Origin of the sequence: Pseudomonas sp. PS02303 (assembly GCF_029959925.1) — a bacterium.
GTDB classification, from domain to species: Bacteria; Pseudomonadota; Gammaproteobacteria; order Pseudomonadales; family Pseudomonadaceae; genus Aquipseudomonas; species Aquipseudomonas mandelii.
Window position 1 is genome coordinate 1 of sequence record NZ_JASCOM010000104.1, and the last position, 20,955, is coordinate 20,955.

The 20,955-nt window shown below is 58.8% G+C and carries 22 protein-coding genes and 4 tRNA genes; 14 read left to right on the top strand and 12 right to left on the bottom strand.

The window, feature by feature from the left end; genetic code table 11:
• Positions 1 to 234 precede the first annotated feature (234 nt).
• Positions 235 to 588, bottom strand: a complete 354-nt coding sequence (locus tag QMX98_RS20540; protein WP_010467586.1) for a BON domain-containing protein — start codon at positions 586 to 588, stop codon at positions 235 to 237.
• Positions 589 to 900: 312 nt separating this feature from the next.
• A complete protein-coding gene (locus tag QMX98_RS20545; protein WP_010467585.1) occupies positions 901 to 1,308 on the bottom strand; it encodes a pilin in 408 nt (135 codons plus the stop codon).
• A gap of 225 nt (positions 1,309 to 1,533) precedes the next feature.
• Here QMX98_RS20545 and pilB point away from each other — a divergent pair, with 225 nt between their 5' ends.
• The 5 genes from pilB to yacG are packed head-to-tail and all read left to right on the top strand — an operon-like array spanning position 1,534 to position 6,145.
• The gene (gene pilB / locus QMX98_RS20550; protein WP_083375734.1) at positions 1,534 to 3,234 is read left to right on the top strand and encodes a type IV-A pilus assembly ATPase PilB; all 1,701 of its coding nucleotides are present in this window, start codon (positions 1,534 to 1,536) and stop codon (positions 3,232 to 3,234) included.
• A 2-nt stretch (positions 3,235 to 3,236) separates the two neighbouring features.
• The gene (locus QMX98_RS20555) at positions 3,237 to 4,454 is read left to right on the top strand and encodes a type II secretion system F family protein (protein ID WP_010467583.1); all 1,218 of its coding nucleotides are present in this window, start codon (positions 3,237 to 3,239) and stop codon (positions 4,452 to 4,454) included.
• A gap of 1 nt (position 4,455) precedes the next feature.
• Positions 4,456 to 5,328: an A24 family peptidase gene (locus QMX98_RS20560; RefSeq protein WP_282411322.1), complete on the top strand. Its 873-nt coding sequence runs from the start codon at positions 4,456 to 4,458 to the stop codon at positions 5,326 to 5,328.
• Positions 5,325 to 5,948 (top strand): dephospho-CoA kinase, encoded by a 624-nt coding sequence (coaE, locus tag QMX98_RS20565; RefSeq protein ID WP_102593899.1) that lies wholly within the window; start codon positions 5,325 to 5,327, stop codon positions 5,946 to 5,948. Before QMX98_RS20560 ends, coaE begins: the two co-directional genes overlap by 4 nt.
• Positions 5,945 to 6,145 (top strand): DNA gyrase inhibitor YacG, encoded by a 201-nt coding sequence (yacG, locus tag QMX98_RS20570; RefSeq protein WP_077750267.1) that lies wholly within the window; start codon positions 5,945 to 5,947, stop codon positions 6,143 to 6,145. Before coaE ends, yacG begins: the two co-directional genes overlap by 4 nt.
• A gap of 3 nt (positions 6,146 to 6,148) precedes the next feature.
• Here yacG and QMX98_RS20575 read toward each other — a convergent pair whose 3' ends face one another.
• The 3 genes from QMX98_RS20575 to QMX98_RS20585 form a co-directional block, all read right to left on the bottom strand.
• A complete protein-coding gene (locus QMX98_RS20575) occupies positions 6,149 to 6,364 on the bottom strand; it encodes a hypothetical protein (RefSeq protein WP_010467577.1) in 216 nt (71 codons plus the stop codon).
• Positions 6,365 to 6,427: 63 nt separating this feature from the next.
• Positions 6,428 to 7,117: an energy-coupling factor ABC transporter permease gene (locus tag QMX98_RS20580; RefSeq protein WP_083375730.1), complete on the bottom strand. Its 690-nt coding sequence runs from the start codon at positions 7,115 to 7,117 to the stop codon at positions 6,428 to 6,430.
• Complete coding sequence (locus QMX98_RS20585; protein ID WP_010467572.1) at positions 7,114 to 7,581, bottom strand: hypothetical protein; 468 nt, start codon at positions 7,579 to 7,581, stop codon at positions 7,114 to 7,116. The genes QMX98_RS20580 and QMX98_RS20585 overlap by 4 nt, the downstream gene beginning before the upstream one ends.
• 129 nt (positions 7,582 to 7,710) lie before the next feature.
• Here QMX98_RS20585 and QMX98_RS20590 point away from each other — a divergent pair, with 129 nt between their 5' ends.
• From QMX98_RS20590 to QMX98_RS20610, 5 genes are all read left to right on the top strand, one after another.
• Entirely contained in the window at positions 7,711 to 8,337 is a 627-nt protein-coding gene (locus QMX98_RS20590) for a DUF1780 domain-containing protein (protein WP_007970534.1), read from the top strand.
• Positions 8,334 to 8,861 (top strand): MOSC domain-containing protein, encoded by a 528-nt coding sequence (locus tag QMX98_RS20595; RefSeq protein WP_010467568.1) that lies wholly within the window; start codon positions 8,334 to 8,336, stop codon positions 8,859 to 8,861. The genes QMX98_RS20590 and QMX98_RS20595 overlap by 4 nt, the downstream gene beginning before the upstream one ends.
• A gap of 51 nt (positions 8,862 to 8,912) precedes the next feature.
• Entirely contained in the window at positions 8,913 to 9,086 is a 174-nt protein-coding gene (locus QMX98_RS20600) for a DUF3094 domain-containing protein (protein WP_008028730.1), read from the top strand.
• 60 nt (positions 9,087 to 9,146) lie between these two features.
• Positions 9,147 to 10,445, top strand: coding sequence for an NAD(P)/FAD-dependent oxidoreductase (locus tag QMX98_RS20605; protein ID WP_010467566.1), 1,299 nt, complete (start codon positions 9,147 to 9,149; stop codon positions 10,443 to 10,445).
• A gap of 304 nt (positions 10,446 to 10,749) precedes the next feature.
• Complete coding sequence (locus QMX98_RS20610; RefSeq protein WP_010467563.1) at positions 10,750 to 11,148, top strand: hypothetical protein; 399 nt, start codon at positions 10,750 to 10,752, stop codon at positions 11,146 to 11,148.
• Between the two features lie 163 nt (positions 11,149 to 11,311).
• Here the strand turns inward: QMX98_RS20610 and QMX98_RS20615 are convergent.
• The 7 genes from QMX98_RS20615 to rluD form a co-directional block, all read right to left on the bottom strand.
• Positions 11,312 to 11,388: transfer RNA gene (locus QMX98_RS20615), tRNA-Pro, on the bottom strand.
• Positions 11,389 to 11,483: 95 nt separating this feature from the next.
• Positions 11,484 to 11,559: transfer RNA gene (locus QMX98_RS20620), tRNA-Lys, on the bottom strand.
• Between the two features lie 5 nt (positions 11,560 to 11,564).
• Positions 11,565 to 11,641: transfer RNA gene (locus QMX98_RS20625), tRNA-Pro, on the bottom strand.
• A 9-nt stretch (positions 11,642 to 11,650) separates the two neighbouring features.
• Positions 11,651 to 11,726: transfer RNA gene (locus QMX98_RS20630), tRNA-Asn, on the bottom strand.
• Positions 11,727 to 12,026: 300 nt separating this feature from the next.
• A complete protein-coding gene (clpB, locus tag QMX98_RS20635; RefSeq protein ID WP_010467561.1) occupies positions 12,027 to 14,591 on the bottom strand; it encodes an ATP-dependent chaperone ClpB in 2,565 nt (854 codons plus the stop codon).
• Positions 14,592 to 14,747: 156 nt separating this feature from the next.
• A complete protein-coding gene (gene pgeF / locus QMX98_RS20640; RefSeq protein WP_077749385.1) occupies positions 14,748 to 15,467 on the bottom strand; it encodes a peptidoglycan editing factor PgeF in 720 nt (239 codons plus the stop codon).
• Positions 15,464 to 16,426, bottom strand: a complete 963-nt coding sequence (gene rluD, locus QMX98_RS20645; RefSeq protein ID WP_007942311.1) for a 23S rRNA pseudouridine(1911/1915/1917) synthase RluD — start codon at positions 16,424 to 16,426, stop codon at positions 15,464 to 15,466. Before rluD ends, pgeF begins: the two co-directional genes overlap by 4 nt.
• A gap of 151 nt (positions 16,427 to 16,577) precedes the next feature.
• On the opposite strand from rluD, the gene QMX98_RS20650 reads away from it, so the two are divergent.
• The 4 genes from QMX98_RS20650 (at position 16,578) to QMX98_RS20665 (ending at position 20,869) form a co-directional block, all read left to right on the top strand.
• The gene (locus QMX98_RS20650; RefSeq protein ID WP_010467556.1) at positions 16,578 to 17,600 is read left to right on the top strand and encodes an outer membrane protein assembly factor BamD; all 1,023 of its coding nucleotides are present in this window, start codon (positions 16,578 to 16,580) and stop codon (positions 17,598 to 17,600) included.
• Between the two features lie 113 nt (positions 17,601 to 17,713).
• Positions 17,714 to 17,947, top strand: coding sequence for a PP0621 family protein (locus QMX98_RS20655; RefSeq protein ID WP_010467554.1), 234 nt, complete (start codon positions 17,714 to 17,716; stop codon positions 17,945 to 17,947).
• A complete protein-coding gene (locus QMX98_RS20660) occupies positions 17,937 to 19,526 on the top strand; it encodes an ATP-binding protein (protein ID WP_010467553.1) in 1,590 nt (529 codons plus the stop codon). The genes QMX98_RS20655 and QMX98_RS20660 overlap by 11 nt, the downstream gene beginning before the upstream one ends.
• Before the next feature lie 2 nt (positions 19,527 to 19,528).
• Positions 19,529 to 20,869 carry a sigma-54 dependent transcriptional regulator gene (locus QMX98_RS20665; RefSeq protein WP_010467552.1) on the top strand — a complete coding sequence of 447 codons (1,341 nt, stop codon included), beginning with the start codon at positions 19,529 to 19,531 and terminating at the stop codon, positions 20,867 to 20,869.
• The last annotated feature ends 86 nt before the right edge of the window (positions 20,870 to 20,955 follow it).

The following is a 20,955-nucleotide window of genomic DNA, read 5'->3' on the forward strand; positions in this document are numbered from 1 at the left end:
CGATAGCGGTGTGTCATCCAGCATTGATGTTGGCTGACACACCGCTATCGCGAGCAGGCTCACTCCCACATTGGTTTGTGTGACGCCCACAATAGAACAGGCCCCCGACACGAATGTCGGAGGCCTGTAATGGCCACATCCTTGTGGCCTTTCGCATGAACTCTCCAGATGCGGCTGGCGTATTGCTCGGCCCGCCTGCCGCGCCTTCTCCCAGTCCAGGCGAGAAGTCTTGCCTTACTCGGCTTTCAGGCCGTCAGCGGAGACCGCCTGGACGCCTTTGATTTTCTTGGCGATGGCCACGGCGGTGGTTTTCTGTGCTTCAGTCACTGCAACAGTGGACGACAGGGAAACAACACCTTTGTTGGTCTCAACCTTGATGTCGGTACCAGGAATGCCTTTTTCGGTTACCAGGTCTGCTTTGACTTTGGTGGTGATCCAGGTATCGGAGGTAGCTTCTTTTGCTTGGGTCACTTCACCGGCAGCCAGGACCATTGGAGCCTGAGTCGCTTGGGTTTGAGCGAATGCAGCGTTGGCCATGGTCAGGGTCAGCGCGGTAGCAGTAGCGGCAGCGATAGCGAACTTCTTCATACGAGTAACTCCTGTTTTTCTAGAAAGTCTGCTGCGTGTCTTGTCAGCAGGGTTACTGGGTATATTGCGAACGCTGTGCCAACTTTGAGACAGCCAATAAATCCTTATAAAACAACAGCTTATAAAAACACCAGATTTTCGAAATCATGCAAAATGCATGACTTGGTGATTCTCTACATGCAAGTTGCGGGTTTTGACGTGGGCCTAAGGCCATGAATTGTCGAGAATTTCTTTCTTTAACGCGTTTTTCCCTTCAATAGACAAAAAAATGCCCCACCTCGTGAAAGGCGGGGCATTTGTTAACCGCGAGTATCAGACGCCTGTGCAGCCTTTAGGTGCGTACTCCTGAGCCACTGTGGTGGCGCAAGTCCAGCCAGTCAGAGAGCGCGTCAGGGTAATGGTTTTGCTCAAGACCGGACCTGGAGCGTTGAGGATCGTGCAACCGATGGTGCCGGTACCATCAGTCGCGACACCCGCTGCCGTGGTTGTGCAATTGGAAGTCGTGGCGGTTCCGCCCACTTTTGTCAGATCCGGATTGGTACCAGAGTTCATGAGGTCCTCAAACGGGACTTTCAACGCCGTGATCTCTGCCAGACCGGCCGTCACCTTGGCACGCGCTTGATACTTCGAATAAGCCGGCAACGCAAACGTCGCCAGAATCCCGATGATCGCCACCACGATCAGCAGTTCGATCAGGGTAAAACCTTTTTGAGTATTCATAGACAGGCTCCATGCATGAGTCGAAATCTCATGATCTGAATGAACTTCAGCACAGCCCGTGCCAAGCGCTGCGCCCCCAGTTGGCGGGGCGTGAAGCCAGGTCAGGGACCTTTCCTACCCCCAGGATCCGCACTATCTGACACTATTTGTCACCTGACGGCCGCTGGTTTGGCTCAGCGCCTTGACTAGGCTATAAGTCATGAACTGTCTGCGTCCGGTATCCCCATGAATGACATCGCCCTAAGCGGTCTGGCCAAGCAACTGGTCATGGCCGAACTGCTCACTGAGCAAAGCGCGCAACAGGCGTATCTGCATGCCCAACGCAGCAAAATCTCCCTGGTCAGTTACCTGGTGCAGAACAAGCTGGTGAAGAGCCGGCAGGTTGCCGAGATTGCCTCGGAGCATTTCGGCATGGCGCTGCTCGACCTCAATTGCCTGGACAAGGAAGCCCAGCCTCGAGGGTTGGTCAGCGAGAAACTGATCCGTCAGCACCACGCCCTGCCCCTCTGGCGCCGTGGCAACAAACTGTTCGTGGGGGTTTCCGACCCGACCAATCATCAAGCCATCAATGACATCCAGTTCAGCACCGGTCTGAACACCGAAGCCATTCTGGTAGAGGACGATAAGCTCGGCGATGCCATCGAGAAGTTCTTCGACAACCAAGCAACCGGCCTGGAAGACATGGCCGATGTTGACCTTGACGGGCTGGACATCGAGTCGGTCGACGACAACAAAAAGGACGCCATCGCCGGCCAGGATGCCGATGACGCGCCGGTGGTGCGCTTCGTCCACAAGATGTTGCTCGATGCGATCAAGAGCGGCTCTTCCGACCTGCATTTCGAGCCCTACGAAAAAACCTACCGGGTGCGGATGCGCACCGACGGCATGCTGCGAGAAGTCGCCAAGCCGCCGAGCCAACTGGCCAACCGCATTGCGGCGCGGCTGAAAGTCATGGCCAGCCTCGACATCTCCGAGCGGCGCAAACCCCAGGACGGACGGATCAAGATGCGCCTGTCCAAGACCAAGTCCATCGACTTCCGGGTCAACACCCTGCCGACCCTGTGGGGCGAGAAAGTGGTGATCCGGATCCTCGACCCATCCAGCGCACAAATGGGTATCGACGCCCTCGGCTACGAGCCTGAACAGAAAGCCTTGTACATGGCTGCGCTGAAGCAGCCACAGGGCATGATCCTGGTCACCGGGCCGACCGGTTCGGGCAAGACCGTGTCGCTCTACACCGGGTTGAATATCCTCAACACCGTGGACATCAACATCTCCACCGCCGAAGACCCGGTGGAGATCAACATGGAAGGCATCAATCAGGTCAACGTCAATCCCAAGCAAGGGCTGGATTTCGCCCAGGCTCTGCGCTCGTTCCTGCGTCAGGACCCGGACGTGATCATGGTCGGTGAGATCCGCGACCTCGAAACCGCCGAAATCGCCATCAAGGCCGCCCAGACCGGGCACATGGTGCTTTCCACCCTGCACACCAACAGCGCCGCGGAAACCCTGACCCGCCTGCACAACATGGGCATTCAGGGCTTCAACATCGCCACCTCGGTCACCCTGATCATCGCCCAGCGGCTGGCGCGCAAACTGTGCAGCCATTGCAAGAAACCCATCGAGATTCCCCGCGAGGCGTTGCTCAAGGAAGGCTTCCCCGAGGAACGCATCGGCTCGTTCACGATCTATGAGCCGGTCGGTTGCGATCAGTGCAATGGCGGTTACAAGGGGCGAGTGGGGATTTATGAAGTGGTGAAAAACACACCGGACCTGCAACGGCTGATCATGGCCGAAGGCAATTCCCTGGAAATCGACATTCAGATGCGCAAGGACGGTTTTAATGACTTGCGCACCTCGGGCTTGATCAAGGCCATGCAAGGCGTCACCAGCCTTGAAGAAATCAACCGGGTCACCAAGGACTGAACATGGCGGTCAAAGCAGCAAAAATCAGCGTCTACGCCTGGGAAGGCACGGACAGGAAAGGATCAAAGATGACCGGCGAGTTGAGCGGTCTCAACCCGGCCTTGATCAAGGCTCAGTTGCGCAAGCAGGGGATCAACCCCGGCAAGGTGCGCAAGAAATCCGCCTCGATTTTCAGTTTCGGCAATCGGATCAAGGCTCAGGAAATCGCCCTGTTTACCCGGCAAATGGCAACGATGATGAAAGCCGGCGTGCCGCTGCTGCAATCGTTCGACATCATCGGTGAAGGCTTCGACAACCCGGCCATGCGCAAACTGGTGGACGAGGTGAAGCAGGAAGTCGCGGCGGGTAACAGCTTCGCTGCGTCCTTGCGTAAAAAACCGCAGTATTTCGACGAGCTGTACTGCAACCTCGTCGACGCAGGTGAGCAGGCTGGCGCTCTGGATACCCTGCTGGAACGGGTGGCGACCTATAAGGAAAAGAGCGAAAGCCTCAAGGCCAAGATCAAGAAAGCCATGACCTACCCGCTGGCCGTGGTCTTTGTGGCGATCATTGTCACCGGGATTCTGCTGATCAAGGTGGTGCCGCAGTTCGAGTCGGTGTTCAAGGGCTTTGGCGCCGAGTTGCCGGCCTTCACCGTGATGGTCATCGGCTTGTCGGAGTTCTTGCAGGCCTGGTGGTGGATGATGCTTGGCGCGTTGATCGCCGCGATCTTCGGTGTGCGCCACGCCTTTAAAACATCCGAGGCCTTTCGGGACCGCACGGACACCTGGCTGCTGAAGCTGCCGCTGATCGGCACCTTGATGTACAAGTCCGCCGTGGCCCGTTACGCCCGCACCCTGTCGACCACATTCGCCGCCGGCGTGCCGTTGGTCGAAGCCCTGGATTCAGTGGCGGGCGCGACTGGCAACATCGTGTTCAAACGGGCGGTGCTGCGCATCAAGCAGGACGTGTCGACCGGCATGCAGCTGAATTTCTCGATGCGCACCTCCGGCATCTTTCCCAGTATGGCGATCCAGCTGACCGCCATTGGCGAAGAATCCGGCGCTCTGGACGACATGCTCGATAAGGTCGCGAGCTTCTACGAGGACGAAGTGGACAATATGGTCGATAACCTCACCAGCCTGATGGAGCCGTTCATCATGGTGGTGCTGGGTGTTATTGTCGGTGGCCTGGTGGTTGCGATGTACCTGCCCATCTTCCAACTCGGCTCAGCGATCTGACATGCCCTTGAACGAAGTCCTGATCCTCTACCCGCTGGTGTTCGTGGTCATCGCCTTGGCAGTCGGCCTGCTGGTAGGCAGTTTCCTCAACGTGGTGGTCTGGCGCCTGCCGAAAATGCTCCAACGCGAATGGCGGCTGCAAGCCCATGACGTGTTGGGTGTTCCGCCCGAGGCACCGGGCCCCGCCTACAACTTGATGCTGCCTCATTCCCACTGCCCGCAGTGCGACCATCGAATCCGCGCCTGGGAAAACATCCCGCTGCTCAGTTATCTGTTTTTACGGGGTCGATGCTCGAACTGCGCCGCGCCAATCAGCAAACGTTATCCGCTGACTGAACTGGCCTGCGGTCTGCTCTCGGGGTTTATCGCCTGGCATTTCGGCTTCGGCTGGCAGGCCTGCATGGTGCTGGTGCTGACCTGGGACCTGCTGGCGATGAGTCTAATCGACGCCGAGCACCAACTGCTGCCGGATGTATTGGTGCTGCCGCTGCTGTGGCTGGGGTTGATCGTCAACAGCTTCGGGCTGTTCGTGTCACTGCATGAGGCATTGTGGGGCGCAGTGGCCGGTTATATGACGTTGTGGTCGGTGTTCTGGCTGTTCAAGCTGCTCACCGGCAAGGACGGCATCGGCCACGGCGATTTCAAGTTACTGGCCCTGCTCGGGGCCTGGGGCGGTTGGCAGATATTGCCGTTGACCATTCTGCTGTCATCGCTCGTGGGGGCCATCATCGGGGTGATTTTGCTGCGACTGCGCAACGCGCAAACCTCGACTCCGATCCCCTTCGGACCCTTTCTGGCAATTGCCGGCTGGATTGCCTTGCTCTGGGGTGGTCAAATAACCGGCTTCTATTGGCAGTTTGTCGGTTTGAAATGAATACCCCTGTGGAAAAACCCTGGATTCTCGGCCTGACCGGCGGCATCGGCAGCGGCAAAAGCGCGGCTGCCCAGCACTTCATCGACCTGGGCGTGCACGTGGTGGACGCCGATCATGCGGCGCGCTGGGTGGTGGAGCCGGGGCGCCCGGCGCTGGCGAAGATCGCTGAACATTTCGGCCCCGCCGTATTGCAAGCCGACGGACAACTGGATCGCGCGGCGCTGCGCAAACTGATCTTTGAGGTGCCGGAGGAACGCCGCTGGCTCGAAGCGTTGCTGCATCCGCTGATCGCCAAGGAAATCACCGATCACCTGGCCAAGGCACAATCGCCTTACGCGATTCTGGTTTCGCCGTTGCTGATCGAGTCCGGGCAGTACGCCATGACCCAACGGGTCCTGGTGATCGATGCCCCGGAACAGCTACAGATCGAACGCACCTTGCAGCGTGACCAGACCAGCGAGCAACAGGTCCAGGCGATCCTCAAGGCGCAATCCAGCCGCCAGGACCGCTTGAGCCACGCCGACGATGTGGTGGTCAACGACCGCGACCTCGCCTGGCTGCACAGCGAGGTCGAACGCCTGCATCACTTTTACCTTACATTGCGTGGAGGCCAGTCATGAGCCAAACCCCAACCGTCGATTGCCCAACCTGCGGAGCCCCTGTTGAATGGAGTCCCGAAAACAAATTCCGGCCATTCTGTTCTGACCGTTGCAAACTGATCGACCTGGGCGCCTGGGCGTCGGAAGAACACAAGATCCCGGTCAGCCCGGACGCCGAAGACGAGATGTTCAGCGAAGACTTCGACCCGCGTCACTGACACTCAAGGCCGCATAAAGCCGTAGTCCTGGTCTTCATCGAGGTTTTCCGCCAGAAAGCGCAACTCGTCGGCCAGGTCTTCGGCACTGCGCACCGCCTTGCTCTGCTGCACCACCGCGCTGAGCAAGGCGCGCAGGCTCAATCCCGGATCAAACCCCACTTCCTGTGCGTTATCCAGACTCTGACGCAGTTCCTGCCTTGCCCATTCGTACACACTCATATCGATGCTCCTGTAGGTTTTGTGGAGCATGAAAGCGTCAGCGTTTTATCGATTTGATGTGGATCAAGATTTGGGATCGTCGTCTTTCCAGGGCGCCGAAAGGTAGCGTGTGCGGTTGAAGGTCTCCAGCCATTCCGGGCTGAACACCACCAGCGCGCTGACAATCATCCCGTTGATGAAGGCTTCCGGAAAAATCAGCAGCCACAGATAACCGACAAAATCCTCAAGCCAGTACGGCATCTCGAAACGTTCGTTGAACCACAACAGCCACAGCGCCAGTAATAGACACAGCAACGCTGACAACGCCGCGGCGAAGAAGCCGGAAACGAAGATATACACAAAGGGATTACGTGGCTGCGCGCGTTCGACCAGGATCGCACAGCATTCGGTCACCAGCACCGGCAGCACAATCAGCAGCGCACCGTTGACCCCGACGGCCGCCAGGTCCTGACGCCCGAGCAGCACCAGCCCGCATTGCGCCACCAAGGCACCGACGATCGCCAGTGGCCAGTCCAGCAGCAACGTCACAGCCGTCATGCCGATGAAGTGATACGACACGCCTGTATCGAAATCACGTCGCACCAGCCACAGCATGAACAGCGCGAACACTGTGCCAAACAGCAAATGCTGACGGCGGCTGTCGGTGAACAGCTCAACCCACGGCGCACGCCAGAGGGCCCAGAGCAGCACGGACACATAAATCAGCCAGCCGACTGTCAGCGTTTGCTGGGACAGCAGCTCGGCACCGATCATGGTCCAGCCTTCTCCAGCGCCTCATGCAACTGCGCGGCCGTGGCATATTCGTGTTGCGCAACCAATTGGCCATCTTTGAGTTGCAGCCACAGCACTTTATCCACAGCCCCGGGATAACGCGGCGCCACACGCCCCTCGCGGTCCAGCATGACCCGATAGGAATAATCACGCATGGCCGGAACGGCAAACATCTTCGCGATCAGCCGTGGCATGCGCTGGATGTCCGCTAAAAACACAACGTGGCGCGCCTCCAGATAACCCTTGGGCTCGCCTTTCAGCGCAGCGTCAACCAGTTTGGCGGCGTCCATGCTTCGCGCCACCAGCAGCGTCTGAGTCTGATGATCGAGCGTATAAGCCTGGTCGAATTGATCGAGCAAGGTCCAGGGCGCGAGTCGCTCGCCCACCTCCACCGCCTGGGCCCATAAGGGCAGAAGCCCCAGTAGCAACACCGGCCAATATTTCACATTCACCCCCTTGTCGGATCAATTACACACAGTGGCCATCAGTCTACACCGCCCGATCCGACTGCCCAGTGACGTCCTTTACCGGTAAACGCTTTCTGCTTGTCGCATTTGAACGCTAAGCTTGGGCCTATGGATGACTCAGATTATTTACGCCTGCTGACCATCGCGGCCGAGCAAGCCAACGCCTTTCTGTCCAATGCCCGCAAATGGGAGCGTGAGCGTTGGGTTTGTCAGCGCCTGCTGCAAGGCCTGAACATTCCCTATCGCGCCGACGAGTTCGCGCCTGCCGGGGAGCCGCCGGACGTGCTGTTCCGCGACGCCAGTTTCGAGGTGTTCTTCGTCCTCGACGAGGGGCGGCGCCTCAACGACGAATGGCGCGATGAACTGCAACGCCGGCGCAGCGCGTTTTCCCTGAGCCAACTGGTGCGTCGCGAGGCCAAGCCCCGACGCATTCCCGCCAATGAATTCCTGCTGAGACTGGCGCCGACCTTGCGTAAAAAAGCCCACAACTACAAAGAACGCGGCATGGACCTGGGGGAACTGGACATCATTGCGTTCGCCAGCCTCAAGCGTGAAGTGCTGGACCTCAACAGCCATTTTCCGCCGCCGACCGAATACTTGCGCCAGGGCTGGCGCTCGCTGTCGTTGGTCGGTCCGACCTTCGCCCGAGTGCTGTTTGCACATCCGGACGCTCCGGACTTCCTGCGCAGTAACCTTGGCCGCAGCATCGTCTTCGACGTCGGGATCAGCCTGTGAGCCCATTGCAGGCATTAATCGCCGAAGTCCCGCAAGCCGGCCGCGTGCGCTGGATCGGCGTGCGCCCGGAACCTCACGTGCCGATGATCGAACTGGATGCCGTTGAGGCGCGACTTGAAGCCGGCCTGACCGGCGATCGAGCCCGCCCGGGAGTCCGTAACGCACGGCAAGTGACGTTGATTCAGTGGGAGCATCTGGCGGTGATCAGTTCGCTGATGGGCCGCCCGCACGACAAACCGGTCTTGCCTGAGGATTTGCGGCGCAACCTCGTTATCAGTGGTATCAACCTGTTCAGCCTCAAGGGTCGTCGCTTCCGCATCGGCCAGGCGATTTTCGAAACCACCGGCTGGTGCCAGCCTTGCGCGCGCCTGCAAAACAACCTCGGCCCCGGGACGTTTCAGGCTGTGCGCGGACATGGCGGAATCACGGCCCGAGTGCTACAAGGTGGAATCATTCGCCTGGACGACAGGGTGAGCGTCGAGCCCATTCCCGACAGCGGCTATGCTCCGTTCAACGTTCGTTAATCAGCCTGTAGCTTCTACACCTTCAGCAACGTCTACCTGACGAGGCCCAATATGACCAGCCGCCTGAACCCCGACGACCAGAAGCATGTCGAAGAGTACCTGCACCTGTCCCAGCACCGAGTCGAGCGCCGGCCTTTCCGGCCGTGGATGCTCCTGGTGGTGGTGTTGGCAGTGACCATTGGTTTAGGCCTGTTGAGCCGATTTATCAGTTACCTGACGCTATGAGCTGCCTCGCGCTCGCTCGGTTGACTGCACCGATTTCTTTTAGCCTTGCGAGATATCCCTATGACTCATCGTATTGTCATCGTTGGCGGCGGCGCCGGCGGTCTGGAGTTGGCTACCCGTCTGGGTAAGACTCTGGGCAAACGTGGCACGGCCAGCGTGATGCTGGTCGACGCGAACCTGACCCACATCTGGAAGCCGTTGTTGCACGAAGTGGCGGCCGGGTCGCTGAACTCTTCCGAAGACGAACTCAACTATGTTGCCCAGGCGAAATGGAACCACTTCGAGTTCCAGCTGGGGCGCATGAGTGGCCTCGACCGCGAGCAGAAGAAAATCCAGCTGGCCGCCACTTACGACGAAGCCGGCCTGGAACTGGTACCGGCGCGTGAAGTGGCTTACGACTCGCTGGTGATTGCCGTCGGCAGTACCACCAACGATTTCGGCACGCAGGGCGCGGCGCAGCATTGCCTGTTTCTCGACACCCGCAAACAGGCCGAGCGTTTTCACCAGCAATTGCTCAATCACTACCTGCGCGCCCATGCCGGGCAGACCGACAAGGTCGAGCAGATCAGCGTCGCCATCGTCGGCGCGGGTGCCACCGGTGTCGAACTGGCAGCAGAACTGCACAACGCCGCCCACGAGCTGGCGGCCTATGGCCTGGACCGGATCAAACCGGAAAACATGCACATCACCCTGATCGAAGCCGGCCCACGAGTGCTGCCAGCCCTGCCGGAACGCATCGGCGGGCCTGTGCATAAAACCCTGGAGAAACTCGGGGTCAATGTGATGACCAACGCCGCCGTCAGCGAAGTGACCGCTGATAGCTTGATCACCGCCGATGGCAACGTGATCAACGCCAGCCTGAAAGTCTGGGCCGCCGGCATTCGTGCGCCGGGTTTCCTCAAAGACATCGATGGCCTGGAAACCAACCGCATCAACCAGCTGCAAGTGCTGCCGACCCTGCAAACCACCCGCGATGAAAACATCTTCGCCTTCGGTGACTGCGCGGCCTGCCCGCAACCGGGCACCGATCGTAACGTACCGCCGCGCGCGCAAGCCGCACATCAGCAGGCCTCGTTACTGGCAAAATCGCTGAAACTGCGGATCGAAGGCAAGGCGTTGCCGGAGTACAAATACACCGACTACGGCTCGCTGATCTCACTGTCGCGTTTTTCGGCTGTGGGTAACTTGATGGGCAACCTGACCGGTAGCGTGATGCTCGAAGGCTGGCTGGCGCGGATGTTTTACGTGTCGCTGTATCGCATGCACCAGATGGCGCTGTATGGCGCGTTTCGCACGGCGATGTTGATGCTCGGCAGCAAGATTGGGCGCGGGACTGAGCCGCGACTCAAACTGCATTAAGATCTTCAGCGTCCATTAGGGCATCTTCGCGGGCACGCTTCGCTCCTACAAGTTAACCACCGATCTGTAGGAGCGAGGCTTGCCCGCGAATGAGGCACCTCGGTCCACTTGTGTGTCCCACTGTATCTCCCCCCACGATTCCTCCCCTTCGCTTACAAACTCCCCCTTGCGCGACACAGTAGCGATACACCCCGCCCCTTAAATGGCCACATCCGAGCAAGGCAACTCGCCCGCTACGGTTATCGCCGCACTCACGTGGCGTCCTTTATCGAACGGTTGTGTCGTGCAACCCAGGAGTATTGAAATGTCCCGTACTACCAAAAACACTATTGGCCTGCTCGGCGCTGTTTTAGCCGGCGGCATGATGTTGTCCGGTTCCGTATTCGCTGCGCAGCCGTTGACCCAAGGCTATTTGCTGGCCTCGGCCGAACAGGTGGTGAAAACCCCTGAAGGCAAATGTGGCGAAGGCAAGTGTGGCGATGCGTCGATGGCGAAGACCGATACCGATGGCGACGGCAAGGTCTCCCGCGCCGAATTCCAGAAAGTCGCGCCGAAGTCCAACTTCGACAAGATCGACACCAACCATGACGGCTTCATCGACGAGCAAGAGGCTTACGACAACGTAAAAGCCAACTTCGAAGCCAATGGCAAGAAAATGCCAAAAGGCCTGTTCGAACATTTGAAAGACCAAGACGGCGCCTAAGCCTCCAGGAATCAAACCGCGTTTTTCTTTCGGGAAACGCGGTTTTTTTTTCGGCTGGCGATTTACACCTGGAAGCGCTGCCCTGGAGTTATACGATAACTGAAGTGTTGTTTTTTGCAGACAAAAAAAATCCCCGTATCTTTCGATACGAGGATTTTTAATATGGTCGGGGTAAGGGGATTCGAACTCCTGACATCCTGCTCCCAAAGCAGGCGCGCTACCGGACTGCGCTATACCCCGGTAAAAAAAAGGCACCTTTTAAAGGCGCCTTCTGCGAACAGAGCTTTTGGCGTCTGATCTTAAGATCTGATCCCAGCGTTAACTGGTTTCAAAAATGGTGGGTCGTGTGGGATTCGAACCTACGACCAATTGGTTAAAAGCCAACTGCTCTACCAACTGAGCTAACGACCCAAAAATGGTCGGGGTAAGGGGATTCGAACTCCTGACATCCTGCTCCCAAAGCAGGCGCGCTACCGGACTGCGCTATACCCCGGTTTGAAATTGGCTCCGTGACCAGGACTCGAACCTGGGACCCAATGATTAACAGTCATTTGCTCTACCGACTGAGCTATCACGGAACTACATATTTCAATTACAACGTTTGACGCTTTGTTGCACTCTCTTCGACCCGTTCGCATCGCTGCGTTCGTGTGTCTGAGGCGCGCTATTCTACAATCTTAAGCACCTCTGTCAACCCCTTAAATTGCATTCAAGTTAATGATTTGCAACTTATTTCAGATTTCTGCTTGGGGAGCAGAAACCCTTACGGGCGACTTACTGCGGGGCGCACTTTACAAGCCTTTTCCTTTCAGTTCAACAACCTGACGAAAAAAAGGCCTCGCAATGCGAGGCCTTGTTTATTTCACCGCCGTGACGGGTCAGGCAAATACGATCTCGTCGTTCTCCACCTTGCCGACAGCCGTGTCGCCAGGCATGAATCGACCGGACAGAATCAGCTGTGCCAGCGGGTTCTCGATCCAGCGCTGAATCGCTCGTTTGAGCGGTCGTGCGCCGTACACCGGGTCGTAACCCACCGCGATCAGCTTGTCCATGGCCTCTGGACTCAGCTCCAGTTTCAACTCGCGCTCAGTCAGGCGACTGCGCAGACGACCCAACTGGATCTCGGTAATGCCCGCGATCTGATCCCGCGCCAACGGCTCGAAGATCACCACTTCGTCGACCCGGTTGATGAACTCCGGCCGGAAGTGCGTGGAAATCGCATCCATCACCGCCGCACGTTGCGCCTCTCGATCACCGACCAGTTCCTGGATCTGCACCGAGCCCAGGTTGGAGGTCATGACGATCACGGTGTTCTTGAAATCTACCGTGCGGCCATGGCTGTCGGTCAAGCGGCCATCTTCCAGCACTTGCAGCAAGATGTTGAACACATCCGGGTGGGCCTTCTCGACCTCGTCCAGGAGGATCACCGAGTAAGGCTTGCGACGCACCGCCTCGGTCAGGTAACCGCCCTCTTCATAGCCCACGTAGCCCGGTGGCGCACCGATCAGCCGGGCCACGGAATGTTTCTCCATGAACTCGGACATGTCGATCCGCACCATCGCCTCTTCCGTATCAAAGAGGAACTCGGCCAGCGCCTTGCACAGCTCGGTTTTACCGACACCGGTCGGGCCGAGGAACATGAACGAACCGCTCGGACGATTCGGGTCGGACAACCCGGCCCGGGAACGCCGCACCGCGTTGGAAACGGCGATCACCGCTTCGTCCTGACCAATCACACGCTGGTGCAACAGGCTTTCCATCTTCATCAGCTTGTCGCGCTCGCCTTCGAGCATTTTCGACACCGGAATGCCGGTCCACTTCGAGACGACTTCAGCGATTTCCTCTTCAGTCACCTTGCTGCGAAGCAACTGGTTTTCGCTTTTGCCATGCTGGTCGACCATTTGCAGGCTGCGCTCCAGGTCCGGGATCACCCCGTATTGCAGCTCGGCCATGCGGTTCAGATCACCTTTACGGCGCGCGGCTTCCAGTTCCTGACGGGACTGTTCGATTTTCTGCTGGATCTGCGCAGAACCCTGTACTTCGGCTTTTTCCGAGTTCCAGATTTCTTCGAGGTCCGAATACTCACGTTCGAGGCGAACGATTTCTTCCTGCAACTTCTCCAGACGTTTCTTCGCCGCGTCGTCGCTTTCTTTCTTCAGCGCCTGGGATTCCACCTTCAGCTGAATCAGACGGCGCTCCAGACGGTCGAGGACCTCCGGCTTGGAGTCGATCTCCATGCGGATACGGCTGGCCGCTTCGTCGATCAGGTCGATGGCCTTGTCCGGCAATTGACGGTCGGTAATGTAGCGATGGCTGAGCTTGGCCGCGGCAATGATGGCACCGTCGGTGATCGCGACTTTGTGGTGAACCTCATAACGCTCTTTGAGGCCCCGCAGAATCGCGATGGTGTCCTCTTCGCTCGGCTCGTCCACCAGGACTTTCTGGAAGCGTCGTTCGAGTGCCGCATCCTTCTCTATATATTGGCGGTACTCGTTCAGCGTGGTCGCACCAACGCAATGCAATTCGCCGCGTGCCAATGCAGGCTTGAGCATGTTGCCCGCGTCCATCGAGCCTTCGCCCTTACCGGCGCCGACCATGGTGTGCAGTTCGTCGATGAACAGAATGATCTGCCCTTCCTGCTTCGACAGCTCGTTGAGCAGCGATTTCAGGCGTTCTTCGAACTCGCCGCGGTACTTGGCACCGGCAATCAGCGACCCCATGTCCAGGGACAGCAGGCGCTTGCCCTTCAGACCATCCGGCACTTCACCGTTGATGATGCGCTGGGCCAGGCCTTCGGCAATGGCGGTTTTACCCACGCCAGGCTCACCGATCAGCACCGGGTTATTCTTGGTGCGACGCTGCAGGACCTGGATGGTCCGGCGAATTTCGTCGTCACGGCCGATCACCGGGTCGAGCTTGCCTTCTTCGGCACGCTTGGTCAGGTCGACGGTGTATTTATCCAGCGCCTGGCGCGACTCTTCGTGATTGGCGTCATTGACCGCTTCGCCGCCACGCAGGTTAGTGATCGCGTTTTCGAGGGCTTTTTTGCTGACGCCCTGACCGAGCAGCAATTTGCCGAGCTTGCTGTTCTCGTCCATCGCGGCGAGCAACACCAGTTCACTGGAAATGAACTGATCGCCCTTCTGCTGGGCCAGGCGATCGGCCTGGTTAAGCAGGCGCGCCAGATCCTGCGACATGTTCACGTCGCCGGTCGGGTTCTGGATTTTCGGGAGCTGGTCGAGCTCTTTGGTCAGCTCTTTACGCAAGCTGTTGACGTCAAAACCGACCTGCATCAGCAGGGGCTTGATCGAACCACCCTGCTGTTCAAGCATGGCCTGCATCAAGTGCGCCGGCTCGATGCCGGGATGGTCAAGGCCGACGGCCAGCGATTGGGCGTCGGATAGAGCTAACTGCAATTTGCTGGTTAAACGATCTATGCGCATGGGTCACCTTCCTTTTGAGCAGGCCGGACCTATAAAACATCCTGAATGAAGAAACCTGCCAGATACCTCATTAGATGTGGTCGATTCTGGGAGATTCAAGCGTCTTGGAATTGATGTAGATCAGAGAAGTCTAGCGTTCGTACCCCAGACAGGGCACTACAGCCAGATAAGAGAGGCAAACCGACCCGTGCGTGGATTGCGGCGGTAAGAAAAGAAGCGAGGATCGGTCACGGTGCAGAAACCGCCACCATAAACAGCGGTGACACCGCGCACAGCAAGGCGCAAACGCGCCAGTTCGTAGATGTCGGCCATGAACTTGCCAGCGTTTTGGCTGGGCACAAAGGCTTTGGCCGCTTCGGGCAGTTGCTGGACGAAGGTCTCGCGCACTTCCGGGCCGACTTCAAAGGCTTGCGGGCCAATGGCCGGGCCCAGCCAGACCAGCACGTCTTCTGGAGGCACCGCCAGGCTGTCGAGCGTCGCTTCGAGCACACCTGCCGCCAATCCACGCCAACCGGCATGGGCCGCCGCGACGCGAGTACCGGCGCGGTCACAAAATAGCGCTGGCAGGCAATCGGCGGTCATTGCCGCGCAGGCAATGCCGGGGGTTGTCGTCCAACTGGCATCAGCGGTTGCCGTGATATTGGGGTCGGCATGGGCCACGGCAATGCCGTGAACCTGCTTTAACCAGGCCGGCTGAATAGAGAAATGATCGGTGAGGCGTCGGCGATTTTCGGCAACCGCTTCCGGGTTGTCGCCGACGTGATCGCCAAGGTTGAGGCTGTCGAACGGCGCCAGACTGACGCCGCCCGCACGGGTGGTAACGCAGGCTTTCACCCCGGCAGGCGCAGGCCAGTCGGGAATCAGCCAGTCACTCATCCGATGAACGCCTCGCGGTCTTGCTTGAGCAGCGTCAGCAACCAGACGAAATCATCCGGTAATGGCGATTCCCAGCTCATGCGTTTACCGGTGGTCGGGTGATCCAGCTCCAGGAACCGCGCATGCAGTGCCTGACGCGGGAACGCCTTCAACGATTCGACCATGGTCACACTGGCGGCCGGTGGAATGCGGAAGCGACCGCCGTAGGCAGGATCTCCGACCAACGGGTAGTTGATGTGGGCCATGTGCACGCGAATCTGGTGTGTACGGCCGGTTTCCAGCTTCACCCGCACGTGCGTGTGAGAGCGGAAACGCTCAAGTACGCGGTAATGGCTGACGGCTTGCTTGCCCCCTTCCATCACGGCCATGCGCTGGCGTTGCTGGCCATGACGACCGATCGGCGCATTGATCTTGCCGCCGGCCGTCACCACACCGATCACGATGCATTCGTAGATCCGGCTTACGCTACGGCTCTGCAATTGCGTGACAAGCTGTGTCTGCGCCTGAATGGTCTTGGCCACCACCATCAGACCGGTGGTGTCCTTGTCCAGGCGATGCACGATACCGGCGCGGGGCACATTGATAATGTCCGGCACGTGGTGCAACAGGGCGTTGAGCAAGGTGCCATCCGCGTGACCGGCGGCAGGATGCACCACCAGGCCCGCAGGTTTGTTGATCACCAGGATGTCATCGTCTTCATAGACGATGTCCAGCTCGATGTCTTGAGCGATCCATTCACCCTGAGCTTCCTGCTCGGCAGTCAGTTCAAGAATGGCGCCACCATGAACGATGTCTCGCGGGCGGATAACCGCCCCATCCACAGTCAGGCGGCCGTCTTTGATCCAGGCGGAAAGGCGCGAGCGCGAGTGCTCAGCGAATAATTGTGCGGCGACTTGATCGAGGCGTTGGCCGCCCAATTCGGACGGCACCTCTGCGCGAAGTTCAATTTTATCGGACATGCTCAGACTAGGCGTCGGCACAGCCTTTGGTTTCGGCTGCGCGCTTGTGGTTAAATACGGCGTCTTTTGCCCCGAGGCTATTCAACGGGGCGCTCATCATAACAGGACGGCCCCGCCCAAGACAGCGGCCGTCATAGGGACGCAAGCCGCCATGCAAGTGAAACACCTGCTGCTGATCGCCATCCTCGCATTGACCGCTGCTTGCTCATCGAAGGAAGTCGTAGACGAAAACCTTAGCGAAGTCGAGCTGTACCAGCAGGCTCAGACCGACCTGGACAACAATAGCTACACTGCCGCCACAGCCAAGCTGAAGGCGCTGGAGTCGCGTTATCCGTTCGGGCGCTACGCCGATCAGGCTCAACTCGAGCTGATCTACGCCAACTACAAGAACGCCGAGCCTGAGGCTGCGAAGTCTGCTGCCGAGCGTTTCATTCGTTTGCACCCACAGCATCCGAACGTGGATTACGCGTATTACCTCAAAGGCCTGACCTCCTTCGACCAGGACGTCGGCCTGTTGTCGCGCTTCCTGCCGCTGGACATGACCAAGCGTGACCCGGGTGCGGCCCGCGACTCGTACAACGAGTTCGCCCAGCTGACCAGCCGTTTCCCGAACAGCCGCTACTCGCCGGACGCCAAGCAGCGCATGATCTACCTGCGCAACCTGCTGGCGGCCTACGAGATTCACGTTGCCGACTACTACCTGACCCGTCAGGCCTATGTCGCCGCTGCGAACCGTGGCCGTTACGTAGTGGAAAACTTCCAGGAAACCCCTTCGGTCGGTGACGGCCTGGCGGTGATGACTGAAGCCTACCAACGTCTGCACCTGGACGACCTGGCAGCCACCAGCCTTGAAACCCTGAAGCTCAACTACCCGAACCACCCAAGCCTGGTAGACGGTCAGTTCAAGCCTTCGGTCGACGAAGCCGACAACCGTTCGTGGCTGAGCAAGGCCACCTTGGGCCTGATCGAATCCCGTCCTCCTCTGCCGCCGGGCGAAACCCGCGCCAACCAGGACGTGCAGAAGCAGTTCCAGGATGCCAAGGACGCGATTCCGAACGATCTGAAGCCTAAAGATGCAGATGGCGACGTGATCGAAGAAGAGGAACACGAGTCCGAAGCCAACAGCGAAGACCGCTCGTGGTTCAGCTACATGACCTTCGGCGTGTTCGACTGACACATCGGGTTATGCAAAAAGGGAGACTCTTGAGTCTCCCTTTTTTATTGCGCTGTGCGCAGGTCAGGTCCTTGGCTAAACTGCCTGCTCATTAGCCAATAAAGCAGCTCACCATGCTTCGTTTACTGTTCTGGATCGCCCTGATTGCCGCTGCGGTATGGTTCTGGCGCAAGTTCAAGGCTTCGAATTCCGCGCCCAGGTCCTCCGCCGAGCTGGATGCCGCGCCGATGGTCCGCTGCGCGCATTGCGGCGTACACCTGCCCCGCGATCGCGCGCTGAGCCTTCAACAACAGTGGTATTGCAGCCAGGCTCACCTAGAGCAAGGCCCGGGCCCAAGTGGTCGCTGAGACGTCCACTCCCGGCGGCAAACAGGCACAGCGACTGCTGCGTCTTTACCATCTCTACCGTTTAAGCGTCGGCATCACCCTCGTACTGTTGATTTCCAGCAACATGGACAACCAGCTGCTGGCCTTCGCCCAGGATGACCTGCTGCGCAGTGGCAGTTGGTTGTACCTGGTGCTGAACATCCTGCTGGTGGTCTTTTGGCAGAACACCCGACGGCCGGCACAGCTTTTCAGCCTTGCATTGGTCGATGTCCTGCTGCTGTGCGGCCTGTTCTATGCCGCGGGCGGTGTGGCCAGCGCCATCGGCAACCTGCTCATTGTCTCGGTGGCCATCAGCAACACCTTGTTGCGCGGGCGTATCGGCTTGTTGATCGCGGCGGTCGCCGCCCTTGGCATCGTCGGCCTTGGCTTCCTCCTGAGTTTCAGTCACCCGATCAGTCCCGGCGAGTACCTGCAAGTCGGCACTCTCGGCGCGCTGTGTTTTGCCGCGGCGTTGCTCGTGCAAGGTCTGATCAGGCGACTGGAAGTCAGCGAAAACCTCGCCGAACAGCGAGCCAGTGAAGTGCTTGGCCTGGAAGCGCTCAATGCGCTGATCCTGCACCGCATGCGCACGGGCATTCTGGTGCTGGACGACCAGCGGCGGGTGCGACTGGCCAATCAAAGCGCCTTGACCTTACTGGGGCAGAACGACCTCGATGGTCAGTTGATCGACGACTATTCGCCGGCCTTGGTCGAACGCCTTCAGCTGTGGTTCAACAATCCATCGCTGCGACCGCAAAGCCTGAAAATCGCCAGCAGTGGCATAGAACTGCAACCCAGCTTCATTGCGTTGGACCAAAGCCCGAACCACCACACCCTGGTATTTCTGGAGGACCTCGCCCAGATCGCTCAACAAGCGCAGCAACTGAAGCTCGCCGCACTCGGGCGCCTGACGGCGGGTATCGCCCATGAAATCCGCAATCCACTGGGCGCCGTTAGTCATGCCGCGCAGCTATTGCAGGAATCCGAGGAACTGAACGGCGCGGATCGGCGTCTGACGCAGATTATTCAAGACCACTCTCAGCGAATGAATCGGGTTATCGAAAACGTCCTGCAACTGTCCCGCCGCCAGCAAACCGTACCGCAACGGCTCGATCTGAAGCCGTGGCTGGAGCATTTCGTCGCCGAAACCCGTGAAGGCGCGACCGATCGCCAGTTGATTCACCTGCACATCGGCCCGGGCGACTTCAAAACCCTGATGGACCCGAATCAGCTGACTCAGATTCTCGACAATCTGTTGCGCAATGCCTGGCGCCATAGCGCCCTGAATCACGACCTGGCGCAGGCCTGGCTCGAGTTGTTTGTCGAGCCCGACAGCCAGTTGCCGACGCTCGAAGTCCGGGACAACGGCCCCGGCGTGGCGCCGGACCAACAAACGCATTTGTTCGAACCGTTCTTCACCACCAGTAGCCAGGGCACAGGCCTGGGGCTTTATCTGTCCCGTGAGCTGTGCGAAAGCAACCAGGCCCGCCTAGACTTCAAACCACGCCAAGGCGGCGGCTGCTTTCGCATCACTTTTGCTCACGGACGGAAACAAAGTTGAACATGAGCCCACGGCCAAAAGTCCTGATCGTCGACGACGAACCGGATATCCGCGAACTACTGGAAATCACCCTGGGACGGATGAAACTCGATACCTACAGTGCCCGCAACCTTGGCGAAGCCCAGGCCTTGTTGATGCGCGAGACATTCGACCTGTGCCTGACCGACATGCGCCTGCCCGACGGCACCGGCCTTGAGTTGGTGCAGTACATCCAGCAGCGTTACCCACACGTGCCGGTGGCGATGATCACCGCTTACGGCAGCCTCGAAACAGCAATCAACGCCCTCAAGGCAGGGGCTTTCGACTTCCTGACCAAGCCGGTTGACCTGACGCGCCTGCGCGAACTGGTCACCAGCGCCCTGCGCTTGCCGGCACCGGGTGGCGCCAGTACCGCCATCGATCGCCGGTTGCTGGGCGATTCACTGCCCATGCGCAACCTGCGCAAACAAATCGACAAACTCGCACGCAGTCAGGCCCCGGTGTACATCAGCGGCGAATCCGGCAGTGGCAAGGAATTGGTCGCCCGACTGATCCACGAGCAGGGCCCGCGGGCTAATCAACCGTTCGTCCCGGTCAATTGCGGGGCAATTCCGTCAGAGTTGATGGAGAGTGAATTCTTCGGCCATCGCAAAGGCAGTTTCAGCGGCGCCATCGAAGACAAACCAGGGCTGTTCCAGGCCGCCCACGGCGGCACACTGTTTCTCGACGAAGTGGCCGATCTGCCCTTGGCGATGCAGGTCAAACTGCTCCGAGCCATTCAGGAGAAAGCCATTCGCAGTGTCGGCGGTCAGCAAGAAATGGTGGTTGATGTCCGCATCCTTTGTGCCACCCACAAAGACCTCGATGCCGAAGTCACCGCCGAACGCTTTCGCCAGGATTTGTACTACCGGTTGAACGTGATCGAACTGCGCGTTCCCCCTTTGCGCGAGCGCCGCGACGACATCGAACCGCTGGCCAGCCATGTGCTCAAGCGCCTGGCGGCCGGCAGCGGTCAACCCGCCGCAAAACTCCATCCACTCGCCCTGGATGCGCTGAAAAGTTACCGTTTTCCGGGCAACGTACGGGAGCTGGAGAACGTGCTGGAGCGGGCTTACACCCTGTGCGAGGACAAACAGATTGAAGCCAGCGACCTGCGACTGGCCGAAGGTAACTGCACGGCAGAGAGCGGCGTGCCGGACCTGACGCAAATCGATAACCTGGAAGATTATCTGGAAAACGTCGAACGCAAACTCATCCTCCAGGCACTGGAGGAAACCCGCTGGAACCGCACGGCGGCGGCCCAGCGGTTGAATCTTTCATTCAGATCGATGCGATATCGGCTCAAGAAATTGGGTCTGGATTGAGGGCTCCTTCGCGGGCAAGCCTCGCTCCTACAGGGGGTGTGTCGTTCGCAAGTGGATTGAACGACTCAAACCTGTAGGAGCGAGGC